The organism is Colwellia maritima (genome assembly GCF_022669015.1).
Lineage (GTDB): Bacteria > Pseudomonadota > Gammaproteobacteria > Enterobacterales > Alteromonadaceae > Colwellia > Colwellia maritima.
Genome location: NZ_JAKKSL010000002.1, coordinates 85,046 through 102,884, shown reverse-complemented (window position 1 = coordinate 102,884; position 17,839 = coordinate 85,046). Strand labels below are relative to the sequence as shown.

Genomic DNA, 17,839 nt, shown 5'->3' with positions numbered 1-17,839 from the left:
AAGTAAACAAAACTAGAGTAATAATGAATCATAGCCCAATTCCACAGTTTCATACAATAGTAAAACAAAATGTAGAACACATGAAAGGTCTTGCTATTCCAGTTTTATATTTAAATACACCTAATGGTATTACTAGAATGGAGTCTCTTATTGAGTATTTCATTTCCAATCCTTCAGCAAGTTATCAATGGATGCAAAATAGAGCTAGGGCCGTTGGGTTATTCTTTGATTATTGTAGAGCATCAGAAGGATTTGTAAATTATCATAGTCCAAATGCACATCGAACAATTTTTAAGTTATTTTCATGGGCACTTCTAAATGGAACAATAGATAACGAAACAGCAACAGATAGATTAAAGCTATATTGGCCTTCATCTTCATTGGATGTATCAAAAAGACTTTGTTCAGCTATTTTAGATTTTGAAGAGTTTTGTGATAACGAAGACATAATCAACACGCCATTATTGAAAAATAATAAAATCATCAAGCCTGTTGATGAAGTGGCTTCTTTAAAGTTTCTACATACAGCAATTAAAATCAAAAAAAGAAGTTTCTTAGGTCACTTAAATAAAGCCAACAAACAAGCAATCAAACTTAAAAACAACAGAAATAAAAATATCAGTAATCTAGGCACTTCAGGAAGTCGTTCAAGAACTAGCTCTGGAGAAAAAAGATTTCCTGAAGAATTGATTGCGCCTTTATTTGATTATGGATTCATTAAAGATCCCAATGCACAGTTGCTGAGTGACCAAGAAGACATTACAGCGAAGATGATTACACTGTTATTGTTTTTTGGTGGTATCAGGGAAAGCGAACCCTTTCATCTATGGATAAATGATGTAATCCCTGTTGATATTAAAAGCTATGATGATTGCCAAGTGTTTTTAAGGCATCCTAGTGAAGCGTCTACTTTTATGGCGGGGGAAAATGTTTCTCGCAAAGAGTATTTAGCTCAAAGAGGCATGTTACCGCGCTATAGACATCCGATTAAGAGTCTAAGAGCTAATTGGAAAGACTTGGCACTCGATGACTCCTTAAGCGCTCCTGTATTTTTTATGCATGACGGGGCTGCGAAGCTTTTTAATGAAATGTACATTTATTACATCAATCATTATCGCCCCAAATTGGAAGAAATAGCTAAAAGCAATGGTAACCCTGCCCATCCATTCCTATTTGTATCTACTGGAGTTGACCATAGCACAGGAAAAAGTTATCAAGGGCTACCTTATAGTGTTGGTGCTTATATAGGTGCATTTGAAAGAGCATTAGATAAAGTAGAAATTGCATTAGGGATAACAATCCCTAGGGGAAAAGAATACGGAACCACACCTTATGGTAGTAGACATTATTACTTAGGAACACTTACCGACCTTGGAATGCCCAGAAAAGTCATTCAAAAATGTGCCAAACACCACAGTATTTTATCACAAGAAGCATACAACACTCCGGCATACGATGAAATTCAGAAAAAACTAAATGAAGCAAGAGGTGCCTTGTATATTAAGCCAAGGTTAGATTTTCTAAATAAGCCATTCAACACCTAGAGGGTCTTAGAAGTTTATCAAAAAACAACTAGTTACTTATGAAATCAACTCTTATTTCTGCCCCGCCCTTCGGTCGGATAATTGCCATTGGGGCCTTTGTATCGCAGGATGAAAGATTAATGTAAATTTAAAATCAATGGTACACAATGAGTACCTAAGTAGTTGATATACAAAAATTAAATTAAAAATAAATTTCAAACTCATAAAAAAACAAGTATACTTGATATAAAATAAGTTGTTTAAAAAGCCTAATTGAGCAAAGGATAAATTTCATAAAGTTTAGCGTTTTTTGAATACCGAATAAATAATAAAAATAGGTTGTTCATAGATGTCATTTGCTGAATTAATAAAACCACTACATGTTGATAATTTCTCAACATTACTAAAGAATATTGCTAGTTTAAATGAAAAAGCTAGAGCGTCTTCTATATATGAAGAGTGTAAAGAACTTTTTAACAAAGTTAATGTGTATGGAAATAAAACTTCAGAGAAAACAAAAAAAAACGTAGAAAAAGATATCTTTACTATAGCTTTATTGGTTACTGAGCATGGACAAGTAGAAAACCTGAGGGAAGCCACTCCTGAGCTTTGGCAAGAAATACTCGATGAAATAAAAACACCAACGCTTAAATACCAAGATTGGGTAAAAGAAAGATATCACATAGCTTTTCGAAAAATAGGTATGATGCTTACTTATCTATCCAAAGATGATTTCTTCGAACAATACGCAAAAATCAAACGCTCCACCAACCTTTCTACTTTAGAAAGTGAACTAACATCTAACCAAAAGCAATGGTTTACATTAGCTACTGAGTGGATTGATGATGAACATGTTAAATCTACAAAAAAACATTATAGTGCCATAAAACATTTTCTATTTTATTTAAATACGTTATCTGAAGATATTCAAGAGCCTTTTAAATACTTAAGTGAAAAACGTCATGTGCCATTGCATGATTCATTTAAGAAAAGACACCCTAATTCATATAGTACTCATCTAAGTTATCTTTATAGATTCTCTATTTATATTATTGAGAATTACATGCAAGAGAAAGAGGATGATGAGGTGTTGTCAATTGGTTACCCACTCATATCTACTTATCAATATGAAAAACTAACTGGTATTTTTTCTCAGAGATTAACTGAATCTGACAAAATAGTCATACCAACCAGTTTTCTGCTTACCCTGAACGAAATTCTAACTGAAGATGATTTCAAATGGCCTAAGTCTATAGAGTCTCAGTATTTTGATTGGTTTAATGAGAAAACGAATACTCTTGAGAAAGTTTGGTGTCCAGCTCAAACATATACATTTTTGACAATGATTGAGATCCCCCTTCGAAAGATCCAGGTTCAAATGTTGGACTCTGGTGAAGGTGATATAGAAAAATACAATCAGATCATGAAAGCTTGGGTTAACAATGATTCTCCACATGCAAACTATTGGTCAAGTCGTTCAGAACAAAAACCTAATAGAGGTGTACTGACAAAAAATATAACAGGTCTTAAAGAATCTGTTGGGTTTTATATTAGTACAAATAAAACTAAGGACGCCAGTGTTGGTTTCGGTCCTGAGTCTGGCTACACAATCCCTTGGAATAATGAAATATTAGTCAATCACCTTCATACCCTTCGAGAATGGCAAGAAAAGTACTTTCCTGTAGAAAACCCTGCCTCATATAAAGATATGCCCAAAGGCATAAACAGTGACTCTGAGCCTTCTCAGTCTGTAATAGAACAAACACCTGATAGATTTTATCTATTTCGTAGTCCATTAGTCTCCAAAACTGGATATCCTGCAACCAATAATCAACTGATGCGCTTTTGGTGGCTGTTAATGGAAGAGCTTGAAAAGCGAGTTCGAGCAGAAGGTCATGATGTAACCATAATAACTAAAAGAAACAAAACAACAGGACAACCCGAAAGATCTATATTTACACCACATGGGTTACGAGTGGCAGGTCTTACAAGTTTAGCTGAAGGCGGTGTTCCAATCGAAGTAATTAGTAAAATAATCGCAGGTCATTCTACAATTTTAATGACCATCTATTACATTAAATATTCTAATGGACACATTACCGATATCCTATCGAAGGCTAAACGAGACCTTGAAAATAAATCGAAAGAAAACTTAAAACGCCGGTTAAAAGACGCAACACTGGAAGATGCCATGCGTTACTTGGTTGCTAACCAAGAAGAAGGTGTTCAAAACCTGATGCTATCAAGAAGTCACATGGCCACTTGGGGTGGCAGTGGGATGGGTATATGTCCGTTTGGTGGTACACGTTGTGATGATGGTGGAGAGGTCATTAAAAAAGCAACCAAATCATCAAAAGCTAAATACGGTGCTGTTATTGGTGGGCGTGGAAACTGTGTTCGCTGTCGCCACTTAGTCACTGGTGTACCTTGGATGATTGAGCTGTGGTTGCACGGTAATAAACTGCCGGAAAACATCAGTAAAATTAGTACCGACATCGATACATTTAAGAAAAAGCAGGCAATATTAAAAAAAGAACAATATAGTTATAAAAAACGAAAAGAAATCCATCTATGTCCCCCAAAAGTAATTGATGAAATCAAATCCTTTGACACTATTATAGAAACTAGATCCGAAGAACTAAATAGAATTATCATGGATGCACATGCAACATATAATTTACTTGAAGAAGTCAGAGAAATTGCCAGTAAAGACGACATAGAGAGTTTTACTAAAGGAAATGAATTAATCCCTGTTGAAGTTGATTATGGTGATGAAACACGATTTATTGAAACATCCCCGTTTCATTTGAAAGATACGCTAGTTCAAGCAAGTAGGATTTATCCAGAAATCGCAGACACAAGAGTAGAATTAGAGCGAAATAACTTTATTGATCAGATATTAATGAATAATGGCGCTACACCAATATCCTTTTCACCTTTGAGTGAAGAAGAAAAAGCAACTGCATCTGATGCAATGGCAAAATTATTACTATCAAAAGTTGGCGCAAAGGAGTGTGAAAACTTACATAATGGTTCAATTACTTTGTCAGAGCTTGGTATTGAAAAGAAAGTAACTGATTTAGATAATCTTTTAGAAAACAGTAATGTTCCTAAATTAGATAACGAATAACGAGAAAAATTGAAATGAGTATGAAAAGAATCTCTTTAGATGCGGTTATAGCAAAATATAAAGAATTAATGGGTAAAGCAAAAACTCCTACAACGGAGCAAATGCTTACGCACATCCACGAAACGAGTCAAAAAATAACTAGCTCAGGTGGCATTGTTTCACCTCCTGCGATAGTAAAAATTCTTAGTTCAAATGGAATTATTACTAATAAAAGGACTCTTTATTATAATAAGAGAGAGAAAAAAAGAAATAACGAACCTTTATAGGCTATTAATTGATGCGTGGATAGAGCACTCTACGATAGCTAATACAGTTAATATATCAAATAAAGATCTTAAAGGTACTATCCCGGAATCTTTCGTAGAAGAATCCGATCTGGCTAAGATAGAAGATGCAACATTAAAACATAAAATGACATTGTTATACGGAGAAGTAAAAGGGTTACGTAATCAAAATAATACCTTAAGAGAGGTCAGAAATAATCCCTCTTTATCTTTATCTAAACCTTTAGCTGAATTAAGTTATGAAGAGTCACAAGAGTTAACTTTAGATGAGGATGATATTGGGGTGTTGCGAGACTTTTTAAAAGTATCACACTCTAGCCATGTTGGTTTTGGTGAGTCTGGAGAGCTAATAGCACTAAATGCGATAAAGCGTGATGAGGTGTTAAGTGATACGGGTTTAAAGGATATTCTTGAAATAATTATTAATTTGCATACTCCACCAGGAGCCTAGCCTGAATTGAAAATTGCGCTAAAAATTCTAATTGTCTTTGGACAAACTAAAAGTTTAATCTAAAATTTTTAAGAGATATTTATTATTAAATTCCCGCCCTAGTCGGTCGAATGTTTGCCATGCTTGTGTGTACGTGGCTGTTTAGAAATATCTACACTACCTGGCTAATAAGATATTCTACACAGCTAACAATCTCTTATTTTACCTAATTTAACAAAAGAGAGGTGCTTATTTCATTTAAGTATCAATGTTTTAACTGTTGGTCCATCTCCCCTTTAATATACAACCTCCTTCACTACCCCCTACATTCAAGGAATACCTACTTGTCATAACAGGCACTAGGCTTTTTATTTTAAATCACACAAAATCCGCGATAAAACTATATTTTTTCACTTAGTCGCGGATTTTGTGTAGGTACTTTTTGTTCACAGGTCGAAAAAGAATTAAAAGAACTCTACAGAATGGACTCCTAAAAAGGGCTAAAGTCCATAGGGTTAAAAAATTCGTCAAAGTTAAATATAAAACTGCATGGTGGATTTAACCTATTGTGTCGTTCACTACCGATCCAACAGCTCCATTTTGAATAATTATTCACGCGTCATTTCTTTCTCAAAATCAGCAATATAATTTTTAATCTGATAAAATTCACATAAGAGCACATTAATATCACTATCTAGCGTAAAACTTGTGAAAAATGAAAGACAAAGCTAAGAGTAACCATATAAAAAATTGAATAATATAGAAATATAAAGCAATCAATTACAGCGCTAACCGCTCTAAAACACACCATGCAACCCATTGATTAATAAAATATTTTTTTAATTATAAAAATGATACAGATACGCATAATAAATATTTATTCACAAATGCCGGATTAATACTCACAGGGGTTTTGTAATAAATTTTAAATTTAACCGTAACGCCTTAAGAAAGTTTAATTCACGATAAAGTAATTATATTCTTTTAACGAGATCACCTATTCCACATTATCAAAAGCTTTAAATATCACATTAAGTAAAGCGCGTAAGTCATCCCATTCTATTAGACGTCAACTAACTTGTCCGGTCGGCGTCAATTAACTTAGGCCGGTATTTGAGTTTATTTTCATTGCTTGTTTTTTACGGTAGCTTTCTCCTTGTATTTGGTAGATATCACTGTGATGTACAAGTCGGTCTATAGCTGCAACAGTCATCATGTTGTCACCGAATATACTATCCCACTCACTGAAAGCTTGATTTGATGTGATCAACATACTGCCTCGTTCATATCGATGAGCAATCAATTCAAATAATACCTGACTTTCACTATCATTCTTCTTCACATAGCCAATATCATCCAAGATCAATAGCTCATATTTATCGAGTTTTCTTAAGGCATCATTCAAACCTAGTGTTTCTTTAGCACGTTGTAATTCTTGTACTATCGTCGTGCTAGTACTGAACTTAACTCGCACCGACTTTTCCAGTAATGAGTAACCTATCGCACACGCTAAGTGAGTTTTCCCTAAGCCACTTGCCCCAAACAGTAATACATTATGACCTTGTCTAACCCAATCTATTTGATTCGTTTTTTGTTTGATTTGTAGCGATGTTACCCCTTCGATTTCGTCAAAATCATATTGATGAAGCTGCTTACCTACGGGTAATTTACTCTCTTTAAGAAGCCGCTTTAAGCGACTCTCATGGCGATGATTCGCTTCAAGTTCGCATAACTCAGCAAGAAACAACTCAGGCTCCCATTGCTCTGACACGGCCTTTTGAGCGATAACTTCCCATTCTTTGGCTATCGCACTTAAGCGCAGCTCTTTCAACAATATTGGTAAGCTTTGAATGTTAGCCATGCATACCTCCAAGCAAGCTATCATAATCACTTATGTGATGTTGATGGCTGACAATATTAGGTACTGTAACCATACTAGGGCCAAACAATTTACGACACATATCAATCGATATACGTTTGCCTTGCTCATGGTTTTTCAGTACATAGCGGCCAAGGGCGTCTTCGCAATGATAGTTATGAGCGAGTAATAATAGATCAACCATATATCGGCAGTCTTTGTCACTAACGTGCTGCGCGGTTAACTGCTGCCACAATAAACTGAAATCACCTTCTGGTATTAAGTCTTCTCGTAACTGTGAATATTTGAAGGCATTGGGCTTTTTCGCCAGTGAGTGGATCACATGTTTATAGTCTACCGCGCGTGCTCGCCGGTGCCCTTGGGCATAAATTCTGGGCAGTGATAAAGTCTCTTCATGACCAAGAAATAAAGCGAGCCGGGTATCATAAATATGAACCAGTAAACGATGACCAATAAGCCTGGAAGGTACGGTATATGTCACTCGTTTGATGCTGATAGTGCTACTGGATGTGACCTTAACATATTGCTCACTAAAATCGTTAGTACGGCGTTTTGGTAGCGCGGTTAAGTGCTTGCGCTCCTCATCAAAGCGTGTTTTACATTGACGATTGATTTTGGCGACAATTAGATCTACAAACGATTGATACTCGGTAATTGTCGCGAAGTCACGACTACCGCGTAAACGCAATTGCTGATCTACTTTTTGTTTTAAATGGCTATGAGCCACTTCAATCGCACCATTTTCATGCGCCACACCTTTATTATTGCGAGTCGCTATAACGCCATAATGTTTGCATAGTTTTTGATAACGTTCGGTTAAGGTTTCTTGTTCATAATGGTTATTGAATGCGGCACTTAAGCTATCCGTTCGATGTGTCTGTGGTACGCCACCACTGCGCCAAAAAGCATTTTGTAAGCCTGTGGAAAGTGACTCAAAGCTTTCTCCACTAAAGACAACCTGAGCATACGACCAACCACTAAACACTAACTTGTAATGAAAAAGTTTATGCTCAAAGGCTTCACCGGCAATGCTAATATTGAGCTTATTCATCCAGGTGTAATCCGATATCCCCATAAATCCTGGCATATACTTTTGACGAAAGATGACTTCTTGATCTGGCCCTTCAGTGGCTAGCCATTTTTTGACTCGACGTTGCAACGTGCGTAAATGGTTACGGCCGAACTTACCCGGCATAACGTTATCTAGCTGATCTAATAACGTTACAGGTTGAAGCTTAGGATCTGCTTTAAGTAGTGGAATAAGATGTAGTTCAAAGGCACCATCAAGGGGATCTTTTCGGGTTCGATATGCTCTAGGTTGCTTTGTTGTTGAATGTTGCCCTGTATCAATGCGACTGGCTGTGCGCTCTGACATCCCCGCTTGGGCGGCAGCTGTTGTTTGTTTATGGTCCTTACGATAAGACATATATAAATTAACCTGTTGTTTGGTTATGGGTTTTCCAGACATATCTTTCTCTGTTGAATTTGATATATCTGAAGTGTACCAAAACCAGACAAGCTAATTGTCGTGAACCGGCCAAGCTAATTGTCGCCTAATACCCATTCAGTATAATCACAAGCCTCATTGTCATTTTTATATTCGTTTATTCGAGTAAAGAACTTATCTTGAATACTTCGTTTGTGCATGACCTCCCCTTGATACTTCCCTAGACCTTCAATAAATCCTTTCCATTGCACAGGGCTTAGATCTGAGTCATTTTCTTTGAGTATGTTTGGGCCTAGATAAAGTTCAACGCTAGCGGCTAGACCGTTTACATTGAGATCAACCCTACCGCTAGGTCCTAATGTTGGATAATTTTCTAAGAATTTAATATCAGGGTAATTACAAACCGCGATGTTATCAGGGAGTTCGATTTTAGATAAAGCTCTTCTGGCATCGAAAGCTGCGGCATCATTATCAAATATTGCGATAATGCGGTTAGAAATCCCCGCAGCGGCAAACGATTTTATATTATTTACAAGTGTTCCTGCGCTACCTTGAGCACGATACTGAGAAAACTCAAGAAATGTATAATACTCAGCAAGGTGTGGGTAAAGCACTTCCAAGACTTTCTTAATAATTTGAACATCTGATGAGCCTTCAGTCATTATTATTCTAGGCGCATTTTCAGGATGATCTTGAATAAGTGACTTTATAGAGTTATTACAAACATCATCGCTTTCAACATAATAACCTGCATGTAGAACCTCTGTTAAATCTTGTACAACAAGGTCATCATCAGAAGATACGCTACATGCAACTCGTATTAGCGATCTAAAATCAGTTGCAAAAAAGCCAAGCTCATAGTCTTCATCAGAAAACATATATTTTCTAACAGTGTCTAATTTTTCTATTTCCTCATGTTCAAGAAAGTGAAACTGTTCTTTGCTGTCAAAGACTTCTTTAAGTGTTGCCATATAGACATCAAAGTTTATCGTTTCTAAAGTATTAATTAGTGATTCTATCCATTCACTCTGATCTTCTTTCCACCAAGATTTATATTCACCAATCTTCTGATTTCTTATCCGCTCGAAATCAACTCTACACCTTTGCATTGTAAAGCCCATAACATCAAGGCGGTCACAAATTTTTGATACCTGACATTCATATGTTAACGCTCTTTCAACTTCGTCATCATCAGGTTCAAATGTCCCCCAAACAGCAGGGTTTCTATCTGATAAATTTCTGTAAAATATCTTTTTATCTATCTCACGGAAAATCGTCATAACCGTCGAAACAGCATAACTTTTTGAACTAACTAGGGGATAGCCATTAACGGCAAGATCAGTATATGAACCCATGATTATTATTCTCTGGTTATTATTATTGTTTACGAATTATTTTGGTGATCTTTAAACAATAATCGCAACTAAATTCTGACGAAGCGTAATTAATGTATTCTTTAGATCTAAGTTCCATAGCGTACCTAATTGATCTATGACGACTTTCACATCAGATGGAAACAATACTTTGCCTTCGACTTTAGCAAATGGCCCATCCGTTTCGAGTAAGACTTTATCTTGGGGTAGCCAAGAAATAACTTTCTTCCCCCTGGCTAATTTCAATCCCTTGGGCTTCAAAAGCGGCCAAAAATAAAGCCCCGACTTCCGCTTTTGATATCAAATTAATAAACGACTTACCTGCCTTTATTTGATTGTGATAACACTGATGCTGCTAATGATTTAGTTTCATCATTATATTTATCACTTTGTAGTACCTTGGAAGCAACTGTTTCCATTTCTGCACCAGTTTGATTCGAAGTACTAGCTTGACTTAGCACCGAACCTGCTAGCGTCTTCTGAATTTTAGAAGCGTTACTATCCTTTAAAACAGAAGCTGCATTTGAGGCCATTTTTTTTGAGCTTTTTTTAGTATTTGTCATTTCAATATTCCTATATGGTTGTCAAAATTTGATAACATCATTTCGATATTTTTAAACCCTTTAATCAACAATTAAAGTCATTGTTTCATAATTACATTTATACAATGGCCAAAAATATCGCTTACCTTCTGTAAACTTTACTGTGTTGATTGTCCATTTTTCAGGGCAAGAACCAAAAATCATCATTATTGGATGTTGGCATTGTGCTGAAGCTGAGAGAGCTATGTTAAGTAGGGTTCTTTCATCCCTAGCTTAAATTTGACACATTAGTTGGGTGTGAATGCCAATCACCTAAGTAGCTAACCGATGCATTTTTCTCATAATACAATTCTTCCATTAATTTTAACTGGAATTCTTGATCAGGTTCAAAACTGTATCTTTTATGCTTAGCATTAGGACCGGCAGGGATCAGGTGAGTAATAACAACATCACTACTTTTTGAGTGGTAACCAAAGAAAGCTCCTCCTGTCTCAAGAGGTGAATAATCTTCAATATCAGCTAATATTTCATCTATTAACTTTTGCTTGATCCAAATATTAGCCACTTTTAAAAACCATTTCCTTCCATTTTGGAGCAATTGGTACGCCTTCATCCCACTGCTCTAAAACTGCTACATCACAATTAAACTGCCCATACTTATTTGGATTTAATAGTGAAACAGCCATACGAGTTGCCATAATAGATATTGAATCCAAATCAAAACCTGTGCCTGTAAATGTAGGATGAAAACAGCCTTTAGGTTGTACAAATTTCGTTGGTTCAGTTGCAATAGGAGGAATGGAGCCTTTTCCATAATCCATGTTAAAATCTAACCAAACATTATTGATGTACGAAGCCGGTGATTGGCCAACAATCCCACCCCAAGCACCATTAGTTGCACTGCACCATACATAATCTATTTTATTTTCTCGGCAGAGATTGGCTAGGTACTGGTTTACATTCAACATTGCAGTACAGTCAATTAGAACATCGGCATCATTCAATATCTCAGTAACCAATATATCTTCTACAGTTCGTGAATTATCAGAACCTTCTGTTTTTAATGGAAATGCTGAACCAATTTCAAACTTAAATGCTTTTGCTTCAATATCAATATAGTTATTGCATAAAATATTAGCTACAGCCATAGACTTGTCCATACCAATATAAGGCAAGCCCATTAACCACCGCTGAAGATTTCCGGCTTGTAAATAATCTTTATCTACTAATTTAAATTTTTTGATACCCGCTCTAGCTAGTTGCCACGCTACATGAGAGCCTAGCGCTCCCAAGCCAATTACAACGACTTTTTTATCTGTTAACCCTTGTAAACTGGGTGTTCTAGCTAATAAATACTTTGGATGTACGTGGTCTGATTTAATAAGGGTTGCGAGTTCTTTTTTAACTTTATCTTTCCACGCTCTTCTGATTATAAATGTCCAATTATACTCAATATCACCTCTGGTAGTTTCTTCTGGAAAGCAAACTGCAATGATATCAACTTTAATTTTGCCTACTGCTTTGTATATAGGTGTTTTTAAGGCAGGCTGTACAGATATCACTTGTCCTAATATCTGCTTTGCACATGTCGATTGAAGTCCGCCCTTTAGCTTTACCCATCGGATAGGGATTTTTATAGTAAATCGTTGTTTATAGTTGGATTCATCAGAAAAGCTCACTTTATTATCACTTTCATAAGCAATATTAAAGCATCCTCTTACCGCGTGGTTATGCTTACTTATTTCGTTAACCGTAACTTCTCCGCGTCCATAACTACTCGTTGGCGGGGTTTCATTAACAGTTACTATAAGAGAGTTATCTTCGGTTTGAAGCTGACCGCTTACTTGATAGCCTTCAACTTCATCTTCATACTCAGATAAAGTGTCTGGGTTTTTGTGGATATAGAAAATTCTCTTTACCTGATTTTCTATTATTCCGGCAAGTGTATCTTTTGATATGTCCCGGCTATTATGTTTATCAGCAAATATACATAAAGATTTGCCGGCAGGTTCAAGGTGCCTACCTTCTGGAAAATTTTCACACTTAATTTCAAAAGGAAAATACGGGTAACTATCTGGGTAATGACAGACAAGGTTTAGTACTTCATCTTCAATTGAATATTTTACACGAATTACCAAATAGCCTTTTTCTCTTTCGTTTTCATCTATCTCAAAAGAAGCACCAATACCTACAAGACGATCTAATTCGTCTTGTAGTAATGTTGGTTGTGAATCAAACCAAGTCTTCATATTAACCTACAGGTCTTGATGGTGGACGAGGAGGCGTATCAGGTCTACCCGGATTGTCAGGTCTATTACCTGGGTTCTCTGGTCTGCCTGGTGGCGTGTCAGGTCTATTGCCTGGGTTATCTGGTTTACTCATGGATATAATCCTTTTAAAAGCTAGTTAAAATACTTACAGCTATAATTGTGAGGAAGACAACAAAGTAGCTAATGATTAATGTTTTTATTTTTAAAACAGGTAATTCCAATATCTGGATACACTAATTATTTTTCCGGTATACAGGAATTGATTTCATAATCACATCAATTTATGGTATTGTCAAACTTAATTTCCGGTATACCGAATTTATTGACAGCAAACAGGAGCGAAACGTGGCAAATCAACTAGGTGACAAACTTAAAAAACTCAGAAAGGATAAGGGTTTTACATTGGAGTCTCTTGCTAAAGCCGCTGACGTAAGTAAAAGCTACCTATGGGAGCCGGAAAATAGAGAAGTAAAAAGCCCATCAGCTCAACGACTAACATCTATTGCAGATCAGTTAGGGGTATCATTAAATTATTTTTTAGAAGACGATGCTAGAGAGCCGGCAGAAAAACATTTGGATGATGCCTTTTTTAGGGGATATAAAAATTTAGAAACGCCCGAAAAAGAGCAACTTCGGAAAATATTAAATACTTTTAAGAAAAGTTAATATTTACGATCTTCCCAACAATCTATGTGTTTAGGCAATATAAGAAGACTTAGGGTATAGTCATATTGATCTGAAAATATTTTTAGCTCTTTTAAATCAGCATTAGAATCTGCATGTGGAAACCAAATTTTGGCCGCAGTTTTAGCCCCTAGTCGTTCTTCTGTAATGTTATCTTGCAATGCTAGAGCCTTTTCAGGGATCTCGATGACATTACTTTTTGTTTTAAAATATGCTCCTGAATTTTTTGCCGCTTTGCTAGAGCTAGCCCAATCCATAAACCCATCTTTTGAAACAACTAATACCGCTTTTTCATCCGTATAACTCAACCATTTTAAGATTGTTGCAGTCAAAGAAACACCATAACGATCTGCGCAATGTCCGAGACTATCAAAGTTGATATCACCGTTCATCTGGCCTCTAAAATCATCAAGTGGCATTAGCAAATTAGAAGCAAATTTATCAGCTTCAGCTTCTATATTATTACCTCCTTCCCACTTAAACATATCTTCTTTACTGCACATGAATTCAGACTGCTGTGCTCTATGCAACATATAATGGCCAAGTTCATGAGCCTTAGTGAACCTGATCCTGCCTTGTGAAGATAATGACTCATTATAAGCAATCATCCATTTAGATTTTGCTTCATTTGCAGCCAACATGCCTTCAAAATTAGGAAGGTTTACAGCCTCAATAGTTGTAATAGGATCTTGCCAATTAAAAAGCTCCGCAGCGCCTTTAGCCATAGCATCTATATCGACAGGAAATCGATTCCCACCATGGGCTTGATGAAATAAGTCTGAAGCTCGATGTAATAAGTTAGCTGCTTTCGGTGGAGCTAATTCAGATGGTTCCATATCTTATTTTTATTTCCCTAATTACTAAACAACAATTATTAGTATTTTATCTGACCCCTCTTTTATTGGTTGGGGCTAAAAGGTTTAAATACAACTTTAACAACATACCATTTATATTAAACAACTGACATTACAACAGCAAAACTTAAAAAACAAAAAGGATGGTTTGAACCTAATAAAAAGCCCTGCACGCGAACCTTTGGATTCAAAATCTAAAACCCATAGAATTTCCCTAATGCCGTACCAAGGAAGCCACCGGCAGCACCAATACCAACACTCCATGTACCAGAAGCCGCCTTACCAACCATGTAACCGATCCACTCACTTACCTTGGCACCATACGAGCCATTATCAGGTGAAATAACCTTAGCGTCTTCCTCTATGGCATTTTGAAGGTTTCCAATATCAGAGAACTCTACACCTAAATCATCTTTAAGGTGTTTTGCTAATGATTCAAAATTATTCTTCTCAATTTTAATGGTATTCGTCTGGTTAACCGTACTGTCGGTTACATTGCCAAGCACACCTTGGAAATTTTCAATAGTGATATTTTTAAGCCCGTCAGCCTGTTTCTTTTCATCGCTTGAAAAACTCATACCTTCCCCTATTATTCCCGCCTCCTCAAAACCAAGTGCTACCTGTAATATCTTATTGCGAATGCTGTCCAATATGCCATGCACGAGTGATACTGATGCACGTCTTATTGGCGGCAGGTTATACCCACCAGTATTGCTGTTAATATAGGCAGCATCTTCACCTGAAAAAGGTAAATTAAGGTAGCCGTCAACGTGTTTATCTAACAGTGCTTTAAGGCTACCAACAGACTGTACAATCGGAATACTTGTAAAGTATTTTTCTATTTCAGCATCTTCGATATGTAGAGGAATCAAGCCGTTATATGGGTTATTAAGGTGCAAGGTACAATTAATAATTCGATATTTTGGAACGTCTCTTTGGGGTATCATAGCCATTCAATTCACTATTAACCCACTTTTCAAAATCAGGAAGCTTCAGTTTTTTGGATACAACAAGGCATTTTCGTAATAAATCGGTAACGTTAGATGATTCACTTGTTGCCGGCGATTGGATTTCAGTGATTAAAGATGTATTATTCCTTGAAAAAATTGACATGTAGATCCATTAGGCTTATTTGTATTCTTATTATCAGTATATGTATGGTCAATTAGTTGATAATTCAACTGTAATGAATGGCTCTTCGAACAAAATGGTCAGAGTAATTTATCATCACTTTAACCATTCAATTTTAATTAACTGGTATCAGATATTCTCCAAGCCACTACATCACTTATGATGATTCATCAATAACGCAATTATCATGAGTAACTTCTTCTTTGTTGCTATATTTCTTACCTATCAACAGTAAGTCAATTACACTTACTGCACGATGATGGATTGTAAAACTTAGTAGCACTGAGGTAGGCTTCAATTTTAGAGCCAATAAAAAGCCCTGCACGCGAGGCTTTGGATTCAATGTACCAAAAACTTATGATCTGCCCCCTTCCAAACAGGCACGAGTAATTAAATTTTCAGGACAATCAAGTTTTCGAAATTAATTAAGGTCAATTCAATTGCCTTTGATTAAGTTTACTTTTTATTAGCAACAGGTGATATAAAGTATTCTTTTCTATATACGTATAGTACTTGTTTAAAAAACCATCAACAGCCTTATTCAGATACAATATAGTATATCGAAGGCGTAGTAAGAACATGAACATCTGGATCTACAAATGATTTATTTTGCGATTACGATTAAGTTATAGCAAATTAAAAATATTTGTAGATTTAGTCGGCAAATCTACAAAAGGATGCTTCTTAGTATTGCTCTTCCCTTACTTTTCAGTATTATTCATTCAGAAAAGTTTAAACTCAAAAGGAATAATAAAATGAATAAGTCTGAATTAATTGAAAAAATAGCTATTGGCGCTGACATCACTAAGGCATCAGCCGGACGTGCTTTAGATAGTTTTATAGCAACAGTAACAGAAGAGTTAGTCGGAGGTGGTGAAGTTGCGTTAGTAGGTTTTGGTACTTATAAAGTCAATGACCGTGCAGCTCGTAAAGGCCGTAATCCCCAAACAGGTGCTGAAATTCAAATTTCAGCAGCTAAAGTTCCTAGCTTTAAAGCAGGTAAAGCCCTTAAAGACAGTTGCAATAGCTGATAATTTTGCGCATAAATGGATACTGGTGCAGTATCCATTTTCAATCTCCTATTGAACGTTTATTGTTCTAATTCTTGTAAGTTTGCTCTATTTCTTAGGGGATAACCTAAAATGTAAATCATTTACAGCTTGTACAAATTTTTCAAATTGTTCCCAATCATCAAACTCAGCAATAGATCCATTGTAAGCCTCATCTTCTGGGCCTATTCTTAACTCAGGAACACCATGATTATCCACGACTTCTACTTCACATTTAAATCGACTACCTTTGTTATCATTAGCGGTAACAACTTCACCAAAAAAGAACTGTGCACCCATAATTTTCTTCCTTATTTAAAATTTTAGTTAGTAATGCTCATGCTATGAGCCATACCAGAAATCAAACTATCAATTTGATTGTCTTTTAGTATGTATTTTGGAACATATTTCATGCTCGGTGGTAAATCACTTTGTGGGCAAAGCAGCGCTCCTCGGTTTTCTCCAAATGATGAAATAATAAAATCCCTTAACACGCTTAACCCGTCTATTTGATATGCTGTTCTAAAAACAGATAAGTCCCCAATCCAACCATCAACTTCTATCCGGAATGTCCTGCCCAGTTTGAGGAAATTACTTTTCCTGCTCTAGTCGGTTCAGGAATGTTTTTTTTACATTTAAAAATTGTTTTACCTGAAATTTTCAAATCACCGACAACTAGTGCAGGAATTGAATAGTGATCTTTTAAATACCCGACCCACATCGAACTTAGCATTGCGCAAGCCCCAAAAGATGGAGGAATATTTCTCATAATATCACGAGCAACGTCTAGTACTTGTTGTGGATTATCAAGTTTAAATTCTGAATACTTTATCGCATCGTCTACACTGCGATATCTAGAGATCAGTTGATTAATTTTCTTCTGTTGCATTTTCTACCTACCAAAAATAAAGTGCTATCTTGAGACTGTCCAAAAACCAAATTTCGTACCCAACATGAATCCAATAATCAAAAATACGTATTTCAACCTACCTGACATGGATGACACAGCACTGTGTGCATCAGTTATTTCTGAACTGGTGTTTTCGAAAAAAACTACCAATGAAAAATCAAATTTCCAACCTATCAATAATCCAAATAGCATTACTGAAATCACTCCTGGAGTGATTAAATCTATTTGCTCGGTAAGCTGTAATAAGCCTCCCATAGCAAGAAAGTAAGCTAAACCACCTAAGATCATCCCTGATAACATTGCCCCCATTAACTCAATAAACATCATAATAAT

20 protein-coding genes are annotated in these 17,839 nt (G+C 36.0%); 6 read left to right on the top strand and 14 right to left on the bottom strand.

From position 1 onward, the window contains the following. Positions 1-23: 23 nt before the first annotated feature. From L3081_RS10555 to L3081_RS10540, 4 genes are all read left to right on the top strand, one after another. On the top strand, positions 24-1,544 hold the full coding sequence (locus L3081_RS10555; protein ID WP_242285966.1) for a hypothetical protein: 1,521 nt from the start codon (positions 24-26) through the stop codon (positions 1,542-1,544). 328 nt (positions 1,545-1,872) lie between these two features. Further along, positions 1,873-4,653, top strand: coding sequence for a VPA1269 family protein (locus L3081_RS10550; protein WP_242285964.1), 2,781 nt, complete (start codon positions 1,873-1,875; stop codon positions 4,651-4,653). 14 nt (positions 4,654-4,667) lie between these two features. After that, the gene (locus L3081_RS10545) at positions 4,668-4,919 is read left to right on the top strand and encodes a hypothetical protein (RefSeq protein WP_242285961.1); all 252 of its coding nucleotides are present in this window, start codon (positions 4,668-4,670) and stop codon (positions 4,917-4,919) included. A gap of 145 nt (positions 4,920-5,064) precedes the next feature. Then, the gene (locus tag L3081_RS10540) at positions 5,065-5,388 is read left to right on the top strand and encodes a hypothetical protein (protein ID WP_242285959.1); all 324 of its coding nucleotides are present in this window, start codon (positions 5,065-5,067) and stop codon (positions 5,386-5,388) included. Between the two features lie 1,075 nt (positions 5,389-6,463). On the opposite strand, the gene istB is transcribed toward L3081_RS10540, so the two are convergent. The 8 genes from istB to L3081_RS26790 all read right to left on the bottom strand — a co-directional run bounded on the left by istB (position 6,464) and on the right by L3081_RS26790 (position 12,990). Continuing rightward, positions 6,464-7,228: an IS21-like element helper ATPase IstB gene (gene istB / locus L3081_RS10535; protein WP_242285957.1), complete on the bottom strand. Its 765-nt coding sequence runs from the start codon at positions 7,226-7,228 to the stop codon at positions 6,464-6,466. Further along, a complete protein-coding gene (gene istA, locus L3081_RS10530) occupies positions 7,221-8,714 on the bottom strand; it encodes an IS21 family transposase (protein WP_242283028.1) in 1,494 nt (497 codons plus the stop codon). Before istA ends, istB begins: the two co-directional genes overlap by 8 nt. 74 nt (positions 8,715-8,788) lie before the next feature. Beyond that, a complete protein-coding gene (locus tag L3081_RS10525) occupies positions 8,789-10,048 on the bottom strand; it encodes a HEPN/Toprim-associated domain-containing protein (protein WP_242285955.1) in 1,260 nt (419 codons plus the stop codon). Positions 10,049-10,099: 51 nt separating this feature from the next. Then, positions 10,100-10,312, bottom strand: a complete 213-nt coding sequence (locus L3081_RS10520; protein ID WP_242285945.1) for a TatD family hydrolase — start codon at positions 10,310-10,312, stop codon at positions 10,100-10,102. A 71-nt stretch (positions 10,313-10,383) separates the two neighbouring features. Beyond that, a complete protein-coding gene (locus L3081_RS10515) occupies positions 10,384-10,629 on the bottom strand; it encodes a hypothetical protein (RefSeq protein WP_242285943.1) in 246 nt (81 codons plus the stop codon). 247 nt (positions 10,630-10,876) lie between these two features. After that, positions 10,877-11,173: a M67 family metallopeptidase gene (locus L3081_RS10510; protein WP_242285941.1), complete on the bottom strand. Its 297-nt coding sequence runs from the start codon at positions 11,171-11,173 to the stop codon at positions 10,877-10,879. Continuing rightward, on the bottom strand, positions 11,166-12,857 hold the full coding sequence (locus L3081_RS10505) for a ThiF family adenylyltransferase (protein WP_242285939.1): 1,692 nt from the start codon (positions 12,855-12,857) through the stop codon (positions 11,166-11,168). Before L3081_RS10505 ends, L3081_RS10510 begins: the two co-directional genes overlap by 8 nt. 1 nt (position 12,858) lies before the next feature. Next, complete coding sequence (locus tag L3081_RS26790) at positions 12,859-12,990, bottom strand: hypothetical protein (protein ID WP_274620489.1); 132 nt, start codon at positions 12,988-12,990, stop codon at positions 12,859-12,861. Between the two features lie 233 nt (positions 12,991-13,223). Between L3081_RS26790 and L3081_RS10500 the strand changes: the two genes are divergently transcribed. Continuing rightward, positions 13,224-13,544, top strand: a complete 321-nt coding sequence (locus L3081_RS10500) for a helix-turn-helix domain-containing protein (RefSeq protein WP_242285937.1) — start codon at positions 13,224-13,226, stop codon at positions 13,542-13,544. Here the strand turns inward: L3081_RS10500 and L3081_RS10495 are convergent. The 3 genes from L3081_RS10495 to L3081_RS29035 all read right to left on the bottom strand — a co-directional run bounded on the left by L3081_RS10495 (position 13,541) and on the right by L3081_RS29035 (position 15,529). Further along, positions 13,541-14,398 carry an ImmA/IrrE family metallo-endopeptidase gene (locus L3081_RS10495; RefSeq protein ID WP_242285935.1) on the bottom strand — a complete coding sequence of 286 codons (858 nt, stop codon included), beginning with the start codon at positions 14,396-14,398 and terminating at the stop codon, positions 13,541-13,543. The two genes, L3081_RS10500 and L3081_RS10495, sit on opposite strands and share 4 nt — an antisense overlap. 212 nt (positions 14,399-14,610) lie before the next feature. After that, positions 14,611-15,369: an AbiTii domain-containing protein gene (locus L3081_RS10490; protein ID WP_242285933.1), complete on the bottom strand. Its 759-nt coding sequence runs from the start codon at positions 15,367-15,369 to the stop codon at positions 14,611-14,613. Then, positions 15,323-15,529, bottom strand: coding sequence for an AbiTii domain-containing protein (locus L3081_RS29035; protein ID WP_420839723.1), 207 nt, complete (start codon positions 15,527-15,529; stop codon positions 15,323-15,325). The genes L3081_RS10490 and L3081_RS29035 overlap by 47 nt, the downstream gene beginning before the upstream one ends. A 773-nt stretch (positions 15,530-16,302) precedes the next feature. Here L3081_RS29035 and L3081_RS10485 point away from each other — a divergent pair. After that, a complete protein-coding gene (locus tag L3081_RS10485; RefSeq protein WP_242285931.1) occupies positions 16,303-16,578 on the top strand; it encodes an HU family DNA-binding protein in 276 nt (91 codons plus the stop codon). Positions 16,579-16,665: 87 nt separating this feature from the next. Here the strand turns inward: L3081_RS10485 and L3081_RS10480 are convergent, their stop codons facing one another. The 3 genes from L3081_RS10480 to L3081_RS10470 all read right to left on the bottom strand — a co-directional run bounded on the left by L3081_RS10480 (position 16,666) and on the right by L3081_RS10470 (position 17,833). After that, the gene (locus L3081_RS10480; protein WP_242285929.1) at positions 16,666-16,896 is read right to left on the bottom strand and encodes a hypothetical protein; all 231 of its coding nucleotides are present in this window, start codon (positions 16,894-16,896) and stop codon (positions 16,666-16,668) included. 259 nt (positions 16,897-17,155) lie between these two features. Continuing rightward, complete coding sequence (locus tag L3081_RS10475; RefSeq protein WP_242285927.1) at positions 17,156-17,485, bottom strand: hypothetical protein; 330 nt, start codon at positions 17,483-17,485, stop codon at positions 17,156-17,158. A gap of 24 nt (positions 17,486-17,509) precedes the next feature. Then, positions 17,510-17,833: a hypothetical protein gene (locus tag L3081_RS10470; protein WP_242285925.1), complete on the bottom strand. Its 324-nt coding sequence runs from the start codon at positions 17,831-17,833 to the stop codon at positions 17,510-17,512. Positions 17,834-17,839 lie beyond the last annotated feature (6 nt).